Origin of the sequence: Paenochrobactrum pullorum, assembly GCF_041929845.1 — a bacterium.
GTDB classification, from domain to species: domain Bacteria; phylum Pseudomonadota; class Alphaproteobacteria; order Rhizobiales; family Rhizobiaceae; genus Paenochrobactrum; species Paenochrobactrum pullorum.
In genome coordinates, this window is record NZ_JBHEEH010000001.1 from 1182581 (window position 1) to 1201743 (window position 19163).

Here is a 19163-nt window from a genome sequence, read left to right on the forward strand (position 1 = left end):
TTATTTTAGTATATGAGCATATATGAAAATGAGGATCAGATATCTTGGCGTTTAGAAATCTTTGCGATTTCCCGTCATTTGTGTCAGTGACAAATCAAGTAAACGTATAATTGAATTATAGTCTGGAAGAAGAAATGGCCGGAACGGATAAACATCGCGCGCTGATTACTGAGGGGCCCGCAATTATTTTGGTCGAGCCGCAATTACCGGAAAATATCGGTATGGTGGCGCGCGCAATGGCAAATTTTGGTCTTGCGGAATTAAGACTGGTCAATCCGCGTGAAGAGTTCCCGAGCGCCAAAGCACGAGCGGCTGCATCCAAGGCTGATCATGTCATTGATAATGCTGTTGTCTATGATGATCTGCCCTCAGCCATTGCAGATTTGAACTTTGTTTATGCCACCACGGCGCGTGAGCGGGATGGCTTTAAGGCTGTGCGCAGCCCTGTTGAGGCAAGCCGCATACTACGTCAGCGTTTTAAGCAACAAGAAAAAGTTGGCATTTTGTTTGGGCGCGAGCGCGTCGGCCTAAAAAATGATGAAGTCGGTCTTGCCGATGAATTGGTGACCTTTCCGGTCAATCCTGCTTTCGCATCGCTCAACATCGCACAGGCCGTGCTGCTGATGTCCTATGAATGGATGAAAACCGGCATGGAAAATGAAACCGACACGGTTTTCCGTGGCCCCGAAATGGAACCGGCACCTAAACAAGAATTGCAAGGCTTGTTTGACCAGTTGGAGAATGCACTTGATACGCGTGGATATTTCCGCCCTGAAGCCCGTAAGGCGGTTATGGTTGATGGTTTGCGTGCGGTGCTGACTCGTGCCGGTTTTGCCTCTGCCGAACTTAAATTATTACGTGGCGTTGTCACGTCACTGGATGTATTTTCGCCCAAACAGCCACGTGGTTCCGGTGCGCCGGAAGGGCGTGCCCGCGTTAAAGCGGAAGGATCAGACGAGTTATGATGAAAGAAAAGCCGGATCATAATAATCTGCCGGATAAAGCGCCGGTACTTGTCTTTGATAGTGGCATTGGTGGCTTGACGGTTTTACGCGAACTGCGGGTCTGGTTGCCGGATCGCCGCTTTGTCTATGTGGCGGATGATGCCGGTTTCCCTTATGGCGATTGGGAAGAAGAAGCGCTTTGTGATCGCATTATTAAACTCTTTGACCGATTGCTGGCTGAACATAAGCCAGCAATCGTGGTGATTGCGTGTAATACCGCCTCTACATTGGTACTCGATGATTTGCGCCGCGCTTTTCCGTTTATGAAATTTGTCGGTACCGTTCCGGCGATCAAACCGGCGGCAGAACGCACCCGTTCCGGCCTTGTTTCGGTGCTCGCAACACCTGGCACTGTGCGTCGTGCCTATACCCATGATCTCATTCAGTCTTTTGCTTCAAAATGTCATGTGAAGCTGGTGGGCGCCAATTTATTGGCAACCCTTGCAGAGGCTCATATTCGTGGTGAGAAAATTGATGAAGCGCAAGTGAGCGAGCAGATCGCTCCATGTTTTGTCCAAGAAGACGGACGCAGAACCGACATTGTTGTGCTGGCTTGCACGCATTATCCGTTTTTAGCCAATGTTTTCCGCAAACTTGCTCCGTGGCCGGTTGATTGGCTTGATCCGGCAGAGGCGATTGCACGGCGCACGATTTCGCTGTTGCAGGAGAATGAGGGGCTAGGGGAAGGCACCAAGTCACCGGTAAATAGCGACCACCCACATGATGTGGCAGAGTTTACTTCCGGCAAACCGGATTTCGCTATTCGCCGCTTGTTGCAGGGCTTCGGCCTGAATTTTGATCATATGGGCAAGGACGAGAGAGGTTAATCCTTCTCTTCCCGTTTGATGTGTTCGGATGGGGTTTGCGGGCGGCCAAGGCCGGATTTGCCAAATGTATAGCCGGTTTCAACGGCTTTGTGGCCAAACTTATTGCGCAAGATATCCATTGCGAATTCAGCTTTTGCGCGCCGTGTTGCTTCGATGTCAACCAGATCGGGCGGGTCGGCGCGTTCATTGCCACTCAGATCACTGACACCGATGCCAAGCAGACGAAATTTTGTACCGTCCAGCTCTTTTTCAAGCAAGGTCAGGCCGGTATGAAAAATACGGTCGGCCAATTGTGTCGGGCTGCTCAATTGACGATTACGGGTATGGCTTTTGAAATCTTGGGTTTTTAATTTCAGCACAATCGTATGGCCTGCTATGCCACCATTTTTCAAACGATGCGATACTTTTTCCGATAATGCGCGCAATACCGGTATCAGATCGCTTGCCGCAAACAGATCATGATTAAAAGTTGTTTCGGCTGAAACACTTTTCATTTCATGTTCCGGCTCGACACGTCTGGTGTCTTGCCCGCGTGAGAGGCGATAAAGACGCTGCCCCATCACGCCGTAGGCTTTCATCAGTACACTTTCTTCGATGTGCTGCAATTGCTCAATGGTACGGATACCATCGCTGTTGAGCTTAGCAGTTAAGGCTTTGCCCACACCCCAAATGATCGACACCGGCTTATTGCGTAAAAAGGAAAGCGCTTCCTCTTCACCAATCACTGCAAAGCCGCGCGGTTTGTCGAGGTCGGAGGCGATTTTTGCCAAAAATTTACAGTAGGAAAGCCCTACTGAAATTGTGATGCCGATTTCTTTTTCAATACGATGAACAAATTTGGCCAGTACAAAAGAGGCAGGCGCTTTGTGCAAGTTCTCTGTGCCGCTTAAGTCCAGAAAAGCTTCATCAATGGAAAGCGGTTCGACAGCCGGTGTGAGCTCGCGCATCAATTGACGCACCTCACGGCCAACTTTGCTGTATTTTTCCATATTGGGCGGAATAACCACTGCATGCGGGCAGGCTTCCAATGCCTTGAACATCGGCATGGCAGAGCGAACGCCATGGATGCGCGCGAGGTAACAGGCGGTGGAGACAACGCCGCGTGTACCTCCACCGATAATCAGCGGCTTGTCGAGCAATTCAGGATTGTCGCGTTTTTCAACTGCTGCATAAAAAGCATCGCAATCAATATGGGCAAGCGAGAGCTTATAAAGCTCTTTATGGCGCAATAAACGCGGACTGCCACAAGCATAACAGCGATGTGATTCTGCGCTTCGTTGCATACGAAGGCAATCACGGCAAAAACCTGTTTCCGGGGCGTTTAAAGCAGACATCTCTTTCATGGGTTGATTATAGCGTAAGGTGAACATATTGTGAACATGTTTCGACATATTTTTATGTGCACCTATACGACATTAGTAACAGGGACGGCGAGTCGGGCTTGACAAAATTGCTATTATCGCCAACCCTGTTGTTATGAAGAAACATGTCACATCCATTTTCCATCGGGTTAACCCGATCGCAGGATATTAGCCCTCGGAGACCGGCTTAGCGCAGCTGGCACTCAGGGGGAGACATGGTATTTATGTTTGCAAATTAACCAAAGCGCTTTCAATTAAAAATTAAAATAACTGGTCTCAGGTCGTCAAAACCCTGAGGGCGGATATCATTCAAACGATAGTGGGATCGCCATGAGCGGAAAGAATCGTAAAAAGCCGAATATTGTTATCAGCCAGTTGGATCATGATCGGCTGATGGGGCTTGCGGAAGATGCGCCGGAGCGCGTTGCTGCGGTGGCTGATGAGCTGATTGCCGAATTGGAACGTGCAAAAATCGTGGCCGTCGGCAAGGTTCCGGCTCATGTTATTCAGATGGGATCTGCGATTGAGTTTAAAACGCAGGATGGACAACAGCGCCGTGTAACGCTGGTTTATCCGGGTGAAGCAGATATTGCGGAAGGCAAAATTTCTATTTTGACGCCAATTGGTGCGGCTTTGATTGGTCTTGCATCGGGTCAGAGCATTGCTTTTGCGGCGCGCGATGGCAAAATGCAGGAATTGAGTGTCGTGCAGGTCAGCAAACCGGGTGAGACTTTACCGCCTGTTGCGGCTGACGGTAATGTGGAAGTTGTTGATTTTGCTGCACGCAAACAGGCGGCAGATGCTTCTTCAGATGATGATGGTCCCGGTCCAAGCGCAGCTTGACCTAACGCATAATATCCAAGCGCAGCTTGACTTAACGCATAGCGTCCAAGCGTAGCATGACCTCGTGCTTTAAGCCCGAGCACAGCTTGACCTGATATATAATGTTCAAGCGGCGCTTGAAGGCAAGTTGGCCTTGAGAATTTCATAAAAAAGAGCGCTGTAGTGGCGCTCTTTTTTGTATTTAAATATGTTTGATTAAAATTCGCTCATTTGCCCACCCGGCAATTGTCTGGCGGCAGTGACGACAGAGTTAGGCTCTGTTTCGGTCGCCTCACAAAAACGCATCAAAGTTGGCTCATGCGCCAGCAGAAATTGCAAAACGCCGCTCAAAAAACCTGGCTCACGCGCCGCATTGCGGATAGCGGATGCATCTATTCCGGTAAGGGTGAGGAAGCGTGACATGAGTTCCGGCTCTTGTGTCAGCCAGATCAGGGCTTCAATGGCGAGTGCTTCAGCTTGCTCATTATGGGCTGTTTTCACGAAAGGGGTCCTTTTTTATCAACTGGTTTGACTATTATCGTGAAAGCGGCGCAGTTTGATAGTTTTAAAATCAAGACTTTTTATCACGAAATAAAAAACACGGCGGCACTGCATGGTGCAGATGTTGCTCATATGCGAAAAAATGCTTTATATGGTCTGCAAGCTCAGGCTTTACCTTGAATATATATCAGCGGATTTATATCTGCGATTGATCACCGGAGACATTTCATTGGCACTGGATATTTCTTACCTGACCGCTGCGGGCGCCGGGGCATTATCATTTTTATCCCCATGTGTGTTGCCGTTGGTGCCGCCTTATCTGTGCTATATGGCTGGTGTCAGTGTTGATGATTTCCGCCAAAATGATGCGAGTGTGAAGGCCGATAAAGCTGTCGCAGTCAGCAAGCGCCGTGCTTTGCTGATTGCCTCACTTTCTTTCGTGCTGGGCTTTACTACCGTTTTTGTCGCTCTTGGTGCCGGTGCATCGTCAATTGGACATTTCTTGCGCCAGTGGCAGCAGGAAATTGCAATGGCCGCAGGTGTGGTCATCATCATTATGGGGCTTAATTTCTTAGGCGTGTTCCGCTTGTCGCTATTGTCGCGCGAGGCACGTTTTCAGGCCAATCGAGCCCCGGCCACACCGCTTGGCGCTTATATTATGGGGCTTGCCTTTGCTTTCGGCTGGACACCTTGCATCGGACCGGTTTTAGGGCCGATCCTGACTTTGGCTGGCGGCAGCAGCACCGTTGGTGAAGGTGCGGCTCTTCTTGCCGTTTATTCACTGGGTTTGGGTATACCATTTGTTTTGGCAGCTAGTTTTTCCGGTGCCTTCATGCGCTTTTTGGCCAAATTTAAAGTGCATTTGGGTAAGGTCGAAAAGGTCATGGGTATATTGCTGATTATTGCCGGTGTTCTATTCCTGACGGGCGGTATGCAGGCATTTGCGTTTTGGCTCTTGGAAACCTTCCCGATTTTAGGTCGTTTGGGTTAAAATATTAACGAAATAATGGTGATATTCTTCGTGAATATAATCCACAAAATTGCTCTTCAATAACGGATAAACATTATGACCAGCCGCTCCTGTCTTTCTGTTGTGCTTGCCGCGGGTGAAGGCACACGTATGAAATCAGCCTTGCCGAAAGTTTTACATAAAATTGCCGGTCTGCCATTGGTTTGCCATGTGGTCAAAGCGGTGCAAGCAACGGGTGAAAGCGATGTGGCGCTGGTGGTTGGTCGTGGTGCAGATGCGGTGCGCGGTGCGGTTGAGAAAATAACTGCAAATGTTTCATCATATGAACAGGTCGAGCGTTTAGGCACGGCTCATGCCGTTCTTGCAGCACGTGATGCCATTGCACACGGCTACGACGATGTGCTGATCGTTTTTGGCGATACCCCGCTGATTGAAGCGCAGGCCTTGGAGCAGGCGCGTACGCGTCTGGGCGACGGTGCCGATGTGGTTGTGATGGGCTTCCGTCCGGAAAATCCGCATGGCTATGGCCGCTTGATTGAAGAAAACGGCAAGCTTGTAGCTATTGTCGAAGAAAAAGAAGCTAATGACGCCCAAAAAGCCATTGGCTTTTGCAATGGCGGTTTGATGGCGGTGCGTGGCCAGCATTTGCTGGCACTGCTGGATGCGGTGGATAATAACAATGCCAAGGGCGAATATTATCTAACCGATATTGTGAAACTTGCGCATGACAAAGGCTTGCATGTTGTTGGCGTTGAAGTGCCTGTCGATAATGTGATTGGCATCAACAATCGGTTGGAATTGGCGCAAGCCGAAGGCATCTGGCAAAACCGTAAACGTCAGGCGATGATGATTGACGGGGTGACATTGCTGGCACCGGAAACCGTCTATTTCGCGCATGATACTGTAATTGAGCCGGACGTCATTATCGAGCCGAATGTATTTTTCGGCGAGAAAGTCAGCATTAAAACCGGTGCTATCATTCATGCTTTTTCCCATCTGGAAGGCGCTGTTATCGGCAATGATGCACAGGTTGGCCCTTATGCGCGTCTTCGTCCGGGTGCTGATTTGTCGGCAAAAGCCAAAGTCGGCAATTTCTGCGAAGTGAAAAACGCGAAAATCGGCGAGGGCGCCAAGGTTAATCACCTTTCTTATATTGGTGACGCAACGGTGGGTGCGAGCGCCAATATTGGTGCCGGTACCATTACCTGCAACTATGATGGCTATAACAAGTTTAAAACCGAGATCGGCGAAAACAGCTTTATCGGCTCCAATTCATCACTGGTTGCACCAGTGCGCATTGGCGATAATGCTTATGTGGCTTCCGGCAGTGTGATTGTTGAAAATGTGCCGGATAATGCGCTGGCTTTAGGGCGTGCCCGTCAGGCGGTCAAAGAAGGCCGCGCGTCGATTTTGCGTGAAAAATATGCTGCTCTCAAAGCGCAGATTAAAGCCAGAAGAGAAGGCTGACACTCATGCTTTTCAGTTTTAAAAAAGGCTGAAAAGCATGAGTGATTATATCTGAACACAGTTTATCTTTATGCAGAATGCTCTGTCAGGGCAGCTCATTTTTAAAAAGCCCTGACAGATTTATTATCAGTAAATATCTATTCGACTAAACTCGGGAATTTTAATTATGTGCGGAATTATTGGTATCGTTGCCGGCAGAGATGTGGCGTCTCTTTTGGTCGACAGTTTGAAGCGGCTTGAATATCGCGGTTATGATTCTGCTGGTATCGCAACCCTTGATGGAGGTGCTTTGGCGCGTCGTCGTGCCGAGGGCAAGCTGGTCAATCTTGAAAACCATTTGAAAGACCAGCCTTTGCCGGGTGTCATTGGCATCGGGCACACCCGTTGGGCAACGCATGGCAAACCGGTTGAGCGCAATGCGCACCCGCATATGACCAAGCGATTGGCTGTCGTCCATAATGGTATTATTGAAAATTTTGCAGAACTGCGTGCCAGCCTTCAGGCTGATGGCTATGTGTTTGAAACTGAGACAGACACCGAAGCCGTAGCTCATTTGGTTACCCGCGAGATGGATCGCGGCCTGCCGCCGATTGAAGCGGTCAAAGCTGCCTTGCCGCAATTGCAGGGTGCTTTTGCGCTGGCGATTATTTTTGAAGGTGTTGAAGGCCTGCTGATTGGTGCGCGTCAAGGGCCGCCACTGGCAATCGGCTATGGTGACAATGAAATGTATCTGGGTTCAGATGCGATTGCTCTGGCGCCGCTCACCGATATGATCTGCTATCTGGAAGATGGTGATTGGGTTGTGGTGCGCAAAGACGGTGCCACTATTTATGATGCACAAAACATGGAAGTGAAACGCGCTGTCCAAAAAGTACAGTCACAGGAGTTTCTGGTTTCCAAAGGCAATCACCGCCATTTCATGGAAAAAGAAATCCATGAGCAGCCGGAAGTGATCGGCCATACATTGGCGCATTATCTCGATCTCTCCACCGGCACTGTGCGTCAGGATGTGGCGGAACTGGATTTCAGCAAGATCGACCGTTTGTCGATGTCTGCCTGCGGTACTGCTTATTATGCGGCTGCAATCGGCAAATATTGGTTCGAGCAGATTGCGCGTTTGCCGGTGGATATCGATATTGCATCCGAGTTCCGCTACCGTGAAATGCCGCTTTCCAAAGACACTTTGGCACTGTTTGTGTCGCAGTCGGGTGAAACAGCCGACACGCTGGCTTCACTGCGCTATTGCAAAGCGCAAGGCTTGAAAATTGCTTCAATCGTCAATGTGACGACCTCCACTATTGCGCGCGAATCTGATGCTGTTTTCCCGATTCTTGCAGGACCGGAAATCGGCGTGGCTTCCACCAAGGCTTTTACCAGTCAGCTCACCGTGATGGCATCATTGGCGATTATGGCTGCCAAACAGCGTGGTGTGATTGATGACGCACAAGAGCGTGTACTGGTCAAGCAATTGTCGGAAGTGCCGCGCATTGCCAATCAGGTACTCAAACTTGAAGGCGAGATTGAGAAAATTTGCCGTGAATTGGCGCAAGTTAAACATGTGCTCTATTTAGGCCGCGGTACCTCTTTCCCGCTGGCGATGGAAGGCGCTCTGAAATTGAAGGAAATCTCTTACATTCACGCCGAAGGCTATGCGGCCGGTGAATTGAAGCATGGGCCGATTGCCTTGATTGATGATTCAATTCCGGTGATAGTGATTGCACCGTCTGATCGTCTTTATGAAAAGACCGTTTCCAATATGCAGGAAGTGGCAGCACGCGGCGGACGCATTATTTTGATTACCGATGCAGAGGGCGCCAACAACGCCAGTGTTGATACAATGGCGACAATTATTCTGCCCGAAATGGCTGAATTTATCACCCCGCTGCTTTATGCCTTGCCTGTGCAAATGCTGGCCTATTACACTGCGGTTTTCATGGGAACCGATGTGGATCAGCCACGAAATCTTGCAAAATCGGTAACAGTTGAATGAAAGTAGCTGAAAAGCTTGCCTCAGCGCTGGCTTTGTTCTAGCCAATAGAAAACTTAAAACTTAGCAGTGACGAGCCAGTATGTCCCTTATTGATACACGTACGCCTGAACCAAAACGTTTTATCTCCGGCGCCACCGGCGATTGGGAAGTTGTGATTGGCATGGAAGTCCATGCGCAGGTCACTTCAGAATCAAAGCTGTTTTCCGGCGCTTCCACATCTTTCGGTGCCGAGCCGAATGCCAATGTGTCGCTGATTGATGCAGCGATGCCGGGCATGTTGCCGGTCATTAATATGGAATGTGTCCGTCAGGCCGTTCGTACCGGCCTTGGCTTGAAGGCACAGATCAATTTGAAATCGGTTTTTGACCGCAAAAATTATTTCTATCCTGATCTGCCGCAGGGCTACCAGATTTCACAGTTCCAGCAGCCGATTGTCGGTGAAGGCAAGATCATGATTTCGGTTGGCCCTGATTCCAAAGGCCAGTTTGAAGATGTGGAAATCGGCATTGAGCGCATCCATCTCGAGCAGGATGCCGGTAAATCCATGCATGACCAGCATCCAACCATGTCTTATGTGGATTTGAACCGCTCCGGCATGCCGTTGATGGAAATCGTCTCCAAGCCAGATTTGCGCTCGTCCGATGAAGCCAAAGCTTATCTGACCAAGCTGCGCACCATTGTGCGTTATTTGGGCACCTGCGATGGCAACATGGACGAAGGCTCGATGCGCGCCGACGTTAACGTTTCTGTGCGTCGTCCGGGCGGCGAATTTGGCACACGTTGCGAAATCAAAAACGTTAATTCGATCCGTTTTGTCGGTCAGGCGATTGAATATGAAGCGCGTCGCCAGATTGCAATTTTGGAAGATGGCGGCAAGATTGATCAGGAAACCCGCCTGTTTGATCCGGCTAAGGGCGAAACCCGTTCCATGCGCTCTAAAGAAGAAGCGCATGATTATCGTTATTTCCCTGATCCTGATCTGCTGCCGCTTGAATTTGATCAAGCTTTCGTTGATGCGCTTGCCGCAGACTTGACCGAATTGCCGGATGACAAGAAGCATCGCCTGATCGAAGAGCAGGGCATTTCGGTTTATGATGCATCTATTCTGGTTACTGAAAAAGCGATTGCTGATTATTATGAAGCGGTCGTTAAGGGTCGTGATGGCAAGATTGCTGCCAACTGGGTTATCAATGATCTGCTCGGTGCTTTGAACAAGGCTGGTAAAGATATTGAAGAAACACCGGTTTCCGCCGATCAACTGGGCGCTATCATTGATCTGATTAAAGAAGGCACCATTTCCGGCAAGATCGCCAAAGATCTGTTTGAAATTGTCTGGAATGAAGGTGGCGACCCGAAAGCCATCGTTGAAACCCGCGGCATGAAGCAGGTAACCGATACCGGTGCGATTGAAAAAGCCGTTGATGAGGTGATTGCTGCCAATCCCGACAAAGTGGAACAGGCAAAAGCCAAACCATCTTTGGCTGGTTGGTTTGTTGGTCAGGTGATGAAAGCAACCGGCGGTAAAGCAAACCCGCAGGCTGTCAATGATCTGGTCAAAGCCAAACTTGGCATCGAGGAATAATATGTGGGTTCGTACAGCCGCTGAAGCGGATTTAAAAGCCGTTCACGAGCTGCTGTTGACCACGTGGAGCGCAAGTTTTGACGATGTACTGGGTAAGGAGATCGTCAAAACAATCACCAATGAGTGGCATTCATTGTCGGCTTTGAAAGCCAATTTGAAGCGCCCTTATTCGGAGTTTTTGGTCGCAGATGATGGCAACGGGCGTATTATCGGTATGGCCTATGCCCATCAAGAGACCCGTGAAACAGCAAGCCTCAATCAACTTTATGTGTTGCCTGAAGAGCAGATCAAAGGCGTTGGTACGACACTGCTGGATGAGATCGAAACGGCTTTTCCGGGTGTTACTGCAATGAAGCTTGAAGTGTTGGAAGTGAATGTCCGTGCCCGTCGATTTTATGAGCAAAAGGGCTACATCCAAATTGGCCGCAATGCAGAGTGGGGTTCTTTGAATTTTAAAGAACCTGTATTGATTTTGCAAAAGAGCCTGAATGCTTGGGTGATGTGAAGATGGCGGCCTTCAAACTTCCGTCTTTTTTTATTTCAGCGTCAAGATGACCCGCTATCGGAACTTGCCATCTTGCGTTGAAAAGTCCATAAGCCAATGAACGATTTACGTGACGTTTAACGCCGACAGAACCGCTTAAATATTTTGGATCCGGAATAAAGCCATGATGAAATTTTTGACACAGTTCTTCACTTGGTGGAATGGGCAGACGCTCGGAACCCGCCTGCACACATGGCGTAAAGGTGAACGTGTGGGCGAGGATGAATTCGGCAATATTTACTATCAGGGCGGCAAGGATTCTGAAGGTCGCACCCGCCGCTGGGTGATCTATAACGGCTATTCTGAAGCAAGTGCCATTCCGGCTGGTTGGCACGGCTGGATGCATCATCGCGTTGATACACCGCCTTCACAGGAAGATTACAAACCGCGTGAATGGGAAAAGCCACACCTTGCCAATCTCACCGGTTCACCGCTTGCCTATCGCCCTAAAGGTGCGATTGCGTTGCCGGGAACTACGCAGGGAGAACGTCCTCGTGTAACCGGTGAATATGATGCTTGGACACCCGGTTCATAATTCAGGTTTGTGAGAACAAAAGCGCCGGATAAATATCGCGGCGCTTTTTTATTTCAGGTTGTTCGGTTGCTCCGAATCGCCACAATTTATATTTAAGTTATTCATCGGAAACATTTGGACGGATATTTACTTGGTCATGATCATTTGCCGGTTACTATCAGGAACAGCAACCACTCTGGTCAGTCGCTGCCATAGCGCCGGAAAATTAAGCTGTGTTTTTGCAACCTGCTTGTTGATGGCAGGTGGCGTCGCACATGCAGATCGCATTGAAAATCCTGTGGCTGAATTTTCCGGCCTCGACAAGATTACCGGTCGCATCACCACATTCGATGTTTATATCAACGAAACGGTGCAGTTTGGTGCTTTACAGGTAACGCCAAAAGTTTGCTATTCCCGCACGGATAATGAGGCGCCGCGCACGGATAGTTTCGTCGAAGTGGATGAAATTACCCTTGACCGCAAAATTCGCCGTATTTTTAATGGCTGGATGTTTGCCGATAGTCCTGGTCTCAACGCGGTCGAGCACGCCGTTTACGATGTCTGGCTGAAAGACTGCAAACAGAAGTCTGATGTGCCGGCACCTGCCAAAGGCAATTGATCAGCACAGATCCTAACTATTTATATTGTGCCTAAGCGCACCATGTTAAAACATGGCGTCGCCTGTGAGAGCTTCTTCAAGACGACGTTCATATTGTTTGCGGGTAATTTCAATCGCTCCGAGACTTTTTAAATGTTCGGTTATGAATTGTGTGTCCAGCAGAATAAAGCCATGACTTTTGAGATGTTCAACCAAAAAGGCGAGGCAGATTTTTGAAGTGTCGCGCTTACGGCTGAACATGCTTTCACCAAAGAAAGCACGCCTCACACTAATGCCGTATAAACCGCCGACAAGTTCGTCTCCATCCCATGCCTCTACACTATGGGCATGTCCCAAAGCATGGAGACGCATGCAGGATGCTTTGATGGGGTCATTGATCCATGTGCGTTCACGCTCACCTTCGCCATTGGCACAACCGCGCAAAACACCTGCAAAATCCGTGTTCATTTTAATTTGATATTTTTGCTTACGGATGGTTTTGGCAAGGCTGCGGGAGACGTGAAAATCTTCAAGCGGAATAATGCCGCGCTTTTCGGGACGTACCCAATAAATTTCCGGATCGTCCTCTTCTTCGGCCATTGGGAAAACACCCGACGCATAGGCGCGTAGAAGCAGATCCGGGTCAATATATAATTCGTCTTTGTCGAGAGCGTCGATATTTTGGGTCATAATGAGAGTTCGCCATGAATCTTTAATATTTGCAATGGCTGGCTATGGTTTTCAAAAAAATAGACACAAAAATAAACCGGCAATAACAACGATGTTATTACCGGTTTGATTTTAGCTTTCGCTTGTAAAGCGGAATATGCTGTTAAAACCGCTTAGCGCTTGGCAGCTGCCGCTTTGTTGGCGAGATATTTTTCCAACCAATGGATGTCATAGTCGCCATTAGCAATGTCCTGATTGGAAACCAGATCCTGAAACAGCGGAATGGTTGTGTTGACACCATCAACAACAAACTCATCCAATGCACGGCGCAGACGCATCATGCATTCCACGCGGTTACGGCCATGCACAATCAGCTTACCGATCATGCTGTCGTAATATGGCGGAATGCGATAGCCGGAATAAACACCGGAATCGATGCGGATACCAAGACCACCTGGTGTGTGGTAATGAGTAATCTGGCCAGGTGATGGCACAAATGTTTCCGGATGTTCGGCGTTAATACGGCATTCGATTGCGTGACCGGAGAAGCGCACATCCTGCTGTTTGACAGAAAGACCAAGCCCTGCTGCAACACGGATTTGCTCATGCACCAGATCAATACCGGTAATGGCTTCGGTGATTGTGTGTTCCACCTGAAGGCGGGTGTTCATTTCAATGAAATAGAACTCACCATCTTCATAAAGGAATTCAATCGTACCGGCACCACGATAGCCAAGTTCTGCCACCGCATTGGCGCAGATCATGCCGATCTTGTGACGGGCTTCTTCGTTGAGGGCAGGTGAGTTGGCTTCTTCCCAGACCTTCTGGTGACGACGCTGCAAGGAGCAGTCGCGTTCGCCCAAATGGATGGCATTGCCGGCACCGTCGCCAACGATTTGCACTTCAATATGGCGTGGTTTGCTTAAGTATTTTTCAATATACACAGCATCATTGCCAAAAGCTGCACCAGCTTCGGTACGCGCAGTCGAAAGAGCAATTGAAAGCTCTTCTTCCGAATGCGCCACTTTCATGCCGCGACCACCACCGCCGGCAGTGGCTTTGATGATGACCGGATAGCCGATTTCCGCAGAAATTCGGGCTGCTTCCGCATCATCGGTTACGCCGCCTTCTGAACCCGGAACAACCGGAATACCAAGACGTTTTGCAGTGCGTTTTGCTTCAATCTTATCGCCCATGATGCGGATATGCGCAGCGGTTGGTCCGATAAAGGTGATGGAATGTGCTTCCAGAATTTCTGCAAACTTGGCGTTTTCAGACAAGAAGCCGTAGCCTGGATGAATAGCATCCGCGCCGGTAATTTCGCAGGCAGCAACAATCTGATGGATGTTCAGGTAGCTGTCGCGGGAAGGAGGAGGGCCGATGCAAACACTCTCATCAGCCAGACGGACATGCATAGCATCCGCATCTGCTGTCGAATGAACAGCAACGGTTTTAATACCCAGTTCCTTACAGGCCCTGAGTATGCGAAGAGCAATCTCGCCACGATTGGCTATGAGAATTTTTTGAAACATGATGATCCTCGCCGAAAATTATTCGATTACGACCAGAGGCTCACCAAATTCGACCGGTTGAGCGTCAGCAACGAGAATAGCTTTAACCGTTCCTGCACGTGGTGACGGAATCTGGTTCATGGTCTTCATTGCTTCAATGATCAGCAGCGTCTGGCCTTCTTTAACCTGAGTGCCAACCTCGATGAAGTTGCGTGCACCAGGTGCCGGAGCCATATATGCGGTACCAACCATTGGTGAAGGGACAGCATTTTTAGAAACATCAGCCGGAGTAGCTTCGGCAGGCGTTGTAGCTGGTGCTGCGGCAGCGGCCGGAGCCATTGCAGGAACTTGATAGGCAGGAGCCTGCTGTACTGTTATTTTACGTGAAACGCGGATGCGCAATTCACCATGTTCGACTTCAATATCTGTCAGATCTGTGTCGTTGAGGATATTGGCGAGATCGCGAATGATCTCTTTATCGATACCAGAGCTTTTAGATGACATTATAAGGCCCCTTTAACGCTTGTGCCCGTGTTTTATTGTTCTGTGGCAAATGCCGCGAGAGCGCGTAATCCTAGCAGATATCCTTGTGCTCCTAATCCGAAGATGACGCCTTTGGCGACCGGAGAAACATAAGAATGCTGGCGGAACGGTTCACGCGCGTGGATATTGGAAAGATGAACCTCAATCACTGTTACTTGTGCAGCTCTGATCGCATCTTGCAATGCAACAGATGTATGCGTGTAAGCCGCCGGATTAATCAGCACAAACGCATTTTCAGCGCCTGCCTCCTGAATCCAGCTGACAAGATCACCTTCATAATTGGATTGACGAAAGTCAATCTCAAGCCCAAGCTTTTCAGCTTCCTGTTTACAGGCTTCTGAAATCCCTTCAAGTGTTGTCACACCATAAATACCCGGCTCACGCGTGCCGAGTAAATTTAAATTAGGGCCGTTGAGCACAAAAACTTTTTTGGTCATACCTGTTTTTCTGGCCTGTTTTTCTGACCTGTCTTACCAGCCTGTCTTATCGGCGTATATCGCCTCAAATAATCCCGAGCCGAAATTCCATTTCATATAGACTTGCGCGCGGCAAGTTAAAACCCATTAAAATAGTCGTAATATATAAGTTTGGTGGATTTCTCCACCAAAATATGACATTTTATTTTTTCTGGGCGCGTGCTTGCGCAATTCGTTCCTTCAAACCGTCAGCGCCGATCGCCCCCGGCACCAGTTCATTGCCAATAACATAGGAAGGCGTTCCGTTGATATCGAGTTCGTTTGCGAGTTTATAAGCATTTTGAAATGAAGATGTCACTTCCGGTGAATTAATTTTTTCACGCAAAGCTGCTTCATCAGCGCCAAGCTTGACGGCTTCAGCAATGACAGTTTCATCGGTGGAGCGATCAGGCGTTGTCATCAAAGCCATATGAAGATCACGATATTTTTCCGGCATCATCAGCTTGAATGCCTGTGCCGCCATATGCGCTTTGATTGAATCAGGGCCCAAAATCGGAAACTCTTTCATCACAAAGCGGACATTCGGATCGCTTTTGATAATGGCTTCCATATCCGGCATGGCGCGTTTGCAATAGCCGCAATTGTAATCAAAAAATTCAACGACAGTCACATCCCCATCAGGATTACCGAGAACAGCATCATGGCTGGAATTGAGCAATTCTTCCTGATTGCTGGCAATGACCTGCTTGATACGAATTTCTTGTTCTGCGGCTTGTTTTGTTTCCAGTGCCGTTTGCATCTCTGTCAGAATTTCAGGGTTTTTGATCAGATAGTCCCGTACGATTTTCTCAACAGCTGTCTGGTCAAGCGGAGCTGAAGCTGATTGTGCCTGCGCTTGCAATTGTGCAAAGCCACCGCCGAATAGAGCTGTGCTGCCGATAAGGGCGCTGGCAAACAGAGTCGTGAATGCACGGGTCATACGAATTCCAATCTCTTTAATTTTATACCATATCCTATCGCCTTGATGAGGCAATGTGGTCAAGTGCTGTTATTTTTTGGTGTTGATAATATCTTGCGCGCGCAACCAGTCAGGCGAACCTTTTTTCATTTTTTGCTGTGCACGGGTTGCGAATATTTTCGCTTGCTGGCGATTGCCGGAATAATAATGCATATCAGCAGTCGCAAGATCTGCCAAAGCAATTTCACCTGATTGACCATAGGCTTGGGCCAAATAACCGTAGCCGCTCGGGAATTCCGGATCGCGGGCAATGCCTGCTTTTAATTCGCGGATTGCGGCAGGCATATTGGCTTTTGTGCCGGTCAACATCAGTGCACGGCCATAGCTCATACGCAACAAACTGGATTTCTTCGGATCAAGTGCGGTGGCCTGCTGCATCGCTTTTGCGGCCCCCACAGGATCATTGGCTTTCATTAAGATTTCACCGCGAATCTCGTGAAAATAAGGATTCTTCGGTTGCTCTTTGATGAGCGCATCAATTTTGGGCAAGGCATTGCGGGCAGAACCATTTAAATAGATGGTGATTGCATCGCCGTATCGGGCAGCAAGGCCGCGTGGATTATTGCGGAAAATACGTTGCACCGAGCCCATGCCGGAATAGGCCGCAATCTTTGCACGCGCCATATCATGGCGCAATTGAAGAGCCGCGCTGTCTGTCTTGTTAAAATGCGGACTGGCTTTTGCCAAATTTTCCAGATTGGCAATGCGTTCACGCGGTAATGGGTGGCTCACCCGATATTGATCAATCTGGGTGCCGTTCAAAGACAAAGCATTGGCAAAGCGCGAGAAAGTGGTCAGCATTCCTTTGGCGGATTGACCGGTTGCATTGAGATAATTGATAGCCAAGCGGTCTGCGGTGATTTCTTCTGTACGTTGATAAGATAAAAGACTGCGCATGGCCGCTTCGCCGCTGCCAAGTGCAATGCCGCCTGCTGCTCCAACAGCCGAACTATTGCCAGCTGCAGCCCCTGCAACACCGGCGCCCGCTCCAATAAGTGCACCAATGACAGCCATGGTTTTGGCGCGGCTTAATTGTTCGCGCAAACGATCCTGATGGCCGCCAGCCAGATGGCCTGCTTCATGCGCGATGACGCCAATCAGCTCATTCGGGGTTTCGGATTGTGCCAATGCACCGGTATTGATAAAAATACGTCGACCGTCGACAAAAGCGTTAAAACTGCTCGAATTGACGAGAATCGTTTGAACATTGCGCTTTTTTAAACCGGCGGCGTTTAAAATCGGATTGGTGTAATCCGTAATCAATGCTTCGATTTCAGCATCACGAATGATTGATACGCTGCGTGATTGTGCCAATGCGGGCAGGGTGCTTGTTACTGCGATCGCCAATGTCAGTGTGCCGGCAAGAAATCTGGCAGTCGTGCCTTTCGTAAGCATGCGGCAGGAGGTGTTGAACAACGATACCGTTTGTTGCTTGGCGGGGGTCATCATGTCAGCCTTCCATTTAACACTACATATCCATAGCCGATAATCTATTGATATAAAAATAATTTGTTGCAATTGATTATAATCAGCTTTGCTACATATGCATGAATCGATTGCTTTATTAATCGGGCAAATATACGGCATGGTGGGCATCAGACAGCAATCTGGTGCTTTTTATTGTTTAATTTATACCGGAGATGGCCGTGAGCATTTTTTCAGCCCGTAGCGAAATTGAACCTTTTTATGCAATGGACTTGCTGGCGAAAGCCAATCATCAGCGTTCATTAGGGGCTCCGGTTATTTCAATGGCAGTGGGGCAACCGGCTGATCCGGCACCCAAAGTGGTATTGCAAGCAGCTGAAAAAGCTCTGAAAGATGGTCGTATCGGCTATACGGATGCGTTGGGTTTGCGAAGCTTACGTGAAGCAATTGCCAGGCATTATACAGATTATTATGGCGTGAATGTTGATCCGTCACGCATTGCGGTAACAACGGGTTCGTCTGCTGCGTTCAATCTGGCTTTTCTGGTTTATTTTAACCCCGGTGACAGAGTAGCAATTACGCGTCCTGGTTATCCGGCCTATCGCAATATTCTCAAAACGCTGGGAATTGAAGTGGTGGAAATTGGTGCTGGTGATGGCAAAGATAGCAATTTAACTGCCGAAGCTTTAGCTGCTGCCCATGCAGAAAAACCGCTGAAAGGCGTGCTTTTTGCCAGTCCTGCCAATCCGACCGGTGCGGTTTTGTCGACCAAAGAACTGCGCGCTATTATCGAGACTGCAAAAGAGCGCAATATCCGTGTGCTGTCGGACGAAATCTATCATCGTCTGTCATATGATAGCGATGATATGACTGCATTGCAGCTGGCTGATGATGTGACAATTATCAACTCATTTTCCAAATATTATTGCATGACCGGTTGGCGCATCGGCTGGATGGTCTTGCCTGAAAGCGATATTCGCGCTGTCGAGCGCATTGCGCAAAGCCTTTATATTTCGGCTCCGGAATTGTCACAACATGCAGCGATTGCAGCTTTTGACGGCACTTCAGAGCTTGAACTGGTGAAAGATCGCTATCGGCGCAATCGTACTTTGCTGAATGTACAATTGCCCAATATTGGTTTGAAATTTGCTGCCCCAATGGACGGCGCATTTTACGCTTATTGTGACGTATCGAACTTTACCAATGACAGTATGGCATTAGCCTATAAGATGCTGAGTGAAATCAATATTGCTGCAACGCCGGGCCGTGATTTCGATCCGGTTGACGGGCATCGCACTATGCGTTTTTCATATGCTGGCAGTGAAGAAGAGATGCGGGAAGCCGTGCGCCGTATGGCTGACTGGTTTGGTCGCGTCAATATATGATTGATAAAAAATGGAA

At 48.8% G+C, this 19163-nt stretch carries 20 protein-coding genes; 12 read left to right on the plus strand and 8 right to left on the minus strand.

All coding sequences use genetic code 11. The features are described from left to right. Window positions 1-134 precede the first annotated feature (134 nt). On the plus strand, window positions 135-965 hold the full coding sequence (locus JNC77_RS05640) for an RNA methyltransferase (RefSeq protein WP_374830216.1): 831 nt from the start codon (window positions 135-137) through the stop codon (window positions 963-965). Then, complete coding sequence (murI, locus tag JNC77_RS05645; RefSeq protein WP_374830539.1) at window positions 965-1831, plus strand: glutamate racemase; 867 nt, start codon at window positions 965-967, stop codon at window positions 1829-1831. The genes JNC77_RS05640 and murI overlap by 1 nt, the downstream gene beginning before the upstream one ends. Here murI and JNC77_RS05650 read toward each other — a convergent pair. Next, window positions 1828-3174, minus strand: coding sequence for a DNA polymerase IV (locus JNC77_RS05650; protein ID WP_374830541.1), 1347 nt, complete (start codon window positions 3172-3174; stop codon window positions 1828-1830). The genes murI and JNC77_RS05650 overlap by 4 nt on opposite strands. 348 nt (window positions 3175-3522) lie before the next feature. Here JNC77_RS05650 and rnk point away from each other — a divergent pair, with 348 nt between their 5' ends. Further along, window positions 3523-4035, plus strand: a complete 513-nt coding sequence (gene rnk, locus JNC77_RS05655; protein WP_374830218.1) for a nucleoside diphosphate kinase regulator — start codon at window positions 3523-3525, stop codon at window positions 4033-4035. A gap of 195 nt (window positions 4036-4230) precedes the next feature. Here rnk and JNC77_RS05660 read toward each other — a convergent pair whose 3' ends face one another. After that, window positions 4231-4515: a DUF3572 domain-containing protein gene (locus JNC77_RS05660; RefSeq protein WP_374830220.1), complete on the minus strand. Its 285-nt coding sequence runs from the start codon at window positions 4513-4515 to the stop codon at window positions 4231-4233. Between the two features lie 27 nt (window positions 4516-4542). Here JNC77_RS05660 and JNC77_RS05665 point away from each other — a divergent pair, with 27 nt between their 5' ends. From JNC77_RS05665 to JNC77_RS05700, 8 genes are all read left to right on the plus strand, one after another. Further along, the gene (locus tag JNC77_RS05665; RefSeq protein ID WP_374830222.1) at window positions 4543-4695 is read left to right on the plus strand and encodes a hypothetical protein; all 153 of its coding nucleotides are present in this window, start codon (window positions 4543-4545) and stop codon (window positions 4693-4695) included. A 49-nt stretch (window positions 4696-4744) separates the two neighbouring features. After that, window positions 4745-5506, plus strand: a complete 762-nt coding sequence (locus tag JNC77_RS05670) for a cytochrome c biogenesis CcdA family protein (RefSeq protein WP_374830224.1) — start codon at window positions 4745-4747, stop codon at window positions 5504-5506. A gap of 75 nt (window positions 5507-5581) precedes the next feature. Then, window positions 5582-6952, plus strand: coding sequence for a bifunctional UDP-N-acetylglucosamine diphosphorylase/glucosamine-1-phosphate N-acetyltransferase GlmU (glmU, locus tag JNC77_RS05675; RefSeq protein WP_374830226.1), 1371 nt, complete (start codon window positions 5582-5584; stop codon window positions 6950-6952). A 166-nt stretch (window positions 6953-7118) separates the two neighbouring features. Beyond that, window positions 7119-8942, plus strand: coding sequence for a glutamine--fructose-6-phosphate transaminase (isomerizing) (gene glmS, locus JNC77_RS05680; RefSeq protein ID WP_374830228.1), 1824 nt, complete (start codon window positions 7119-7121; stop codon window positions 8940-8942). 79 nt (window positions 8943-9021) lie between these two features. Then, entirely contained in the window at window positions 9022-10524 is a 1503-nt protein-coding gene (gene gatB, locus JNC77_RS05685) for an Asp-tRNA(Asn)/Glu-tRNA(Gln) amidotransferase subunit GatB (RefSeq protein ID WP_374830230.1), read from the plus strand. A gap of 1 nt (window position 10525) precedes the next feature. Next, window positions 10526-11029: a GNAT family N-acetyltransferase gene (locus JNC77_RS05690; RefSeq protein ID WP_374830232.1), complete on the plus strand. Its 504-nt coding sequence runs from the start codon at window positions 10526-10528 to the stop codon at window positions 11027-11029. A gap of 163 nt (window positions 11030-11192) precedes the next feature. Continuing rightward, complete coding sequence (locus JNC77_RS05695) at window positions 11193-11603, plus strand: NADH:ubiquinone oxidoreductase subunit NDUFA12 (protein WP_374830234.1); 411 nt, start codon at window positions 11193-11195, stop codon at window positions 11601-11603. Between the two features lie 235 nt (window positions 11604-11838). Further along, on the plus strand, window positions 11839-12201 hold the full coding sequence (locus tag JNC77_RS05700; RefSeq protein WP_374830543.1) for a DUF2155 domain-containing protein: 363 nt from the start codon (window positions 11839-11841) through the stop codon (window positions 12199-12201). Between the two features lie 45 nt (window positions 12202-12246). Here JNC77_RS05700 and aat read toward each other — a convergent pair whose 3' ends face one another. The 6 genes from aat to JNC77_RS05730 all read right to left on the minus strand — a co-directional run bounded on the left by aat (window position 12247) and on the right by JNC77_RS05730 (window position 17732). Further along, the gene (gene aat / locus JNC77_RS05705; protein ID WP_374830545.1) at window positions 12247-12816 is read right to left on the minus strand and encodes a leucyl/phenylalanyl-tRNA--protein transferase; all 570 of its coding nucleotides are present in this window, start codon (window positions 12814-12816) and stop codon (window positions 12247-12249) included. Between the two features lie 206 nt (window positions 12817-13022). Next, window positions 13023-14381 carry an acetyl-CoA carboxylase biotin carboxylase subunit gene (gene accC / locus JNC77_RS05710; RefSeq protein ID WP_374830236.1) on the minus strand — a complete coding sequence of 453 codons (1359 nt, stop codon included), beginning with the start codon at window positions 14379-14381 and terminating at the stop codon, window positions 13023-13025. A gap of 18 nt (window positions 14382-14399) precedes the next feature. Continuing rightward, the gene (gene accB, locus JNC77_RS05715) at window positions 14400-14864 is read right to left on the minus strand and encodes an acetyl-CoA carboxylase biotin carboxyl carrier protein (RefSeq protein WP_374830238.1); all 465 of its coding nucleotides are present in this window, start codon (window positions 14862-14864) and stop codon (window positions 14400-14402) included. Between the two features lie 32 nt (window positions 14865-14896). Further along, entirely contained in the window at window positions 14897-15340 is a 444-nt protein-coding gene (aroQ, locus tag JNC77_RS05720; RefSeq protein ID WP_374830240.1) for a type II 3-dehydroquinate dehydratase, read from the minus strand. 181 nt (window positions 15341-15521) lie between these two features. After that, entirely contained in the window at window positions 15522-16298 is a 777-nt protein-coding gene (locus JNC77_RS05725; RefSeq protein ID WP_374830242.1) for a DsbA family protein, read from the minus strand. Between the two features lie 69 nt (window positions 16299-16367). Continuing rightward, window positions 16368-17732, minus strand: a complete 1365-nt coding sequence (locus JNC77_RS05730; RefSeq protein WP_374830547.1) for a M48 family metalloprotease — start codon at window positions 17730-17732, stop codon at window positions 16368-16370. Between the two features lie 245 nt (window positions 17733-17977). Here JNC77_RS05730 and JNC77_RS05735 point away from each other — a divergent pair, with 245 nt between their 5' ends. After that, the gene (locus JNC77_RS05735) at window positions 17978-19147 is read left to right on the plus strand and encodes a pyridoxal phosphate-dependent aminotransferase (protein WP_374830244.1); all 1170 of its coding nucleotides are present in this window, start codon (window positions 17978-17980) and stop codon (window positions 19145-19147) included. The last annotated feature ends 16 nt before the right edge of the window (window positions 19148-19163 follow it).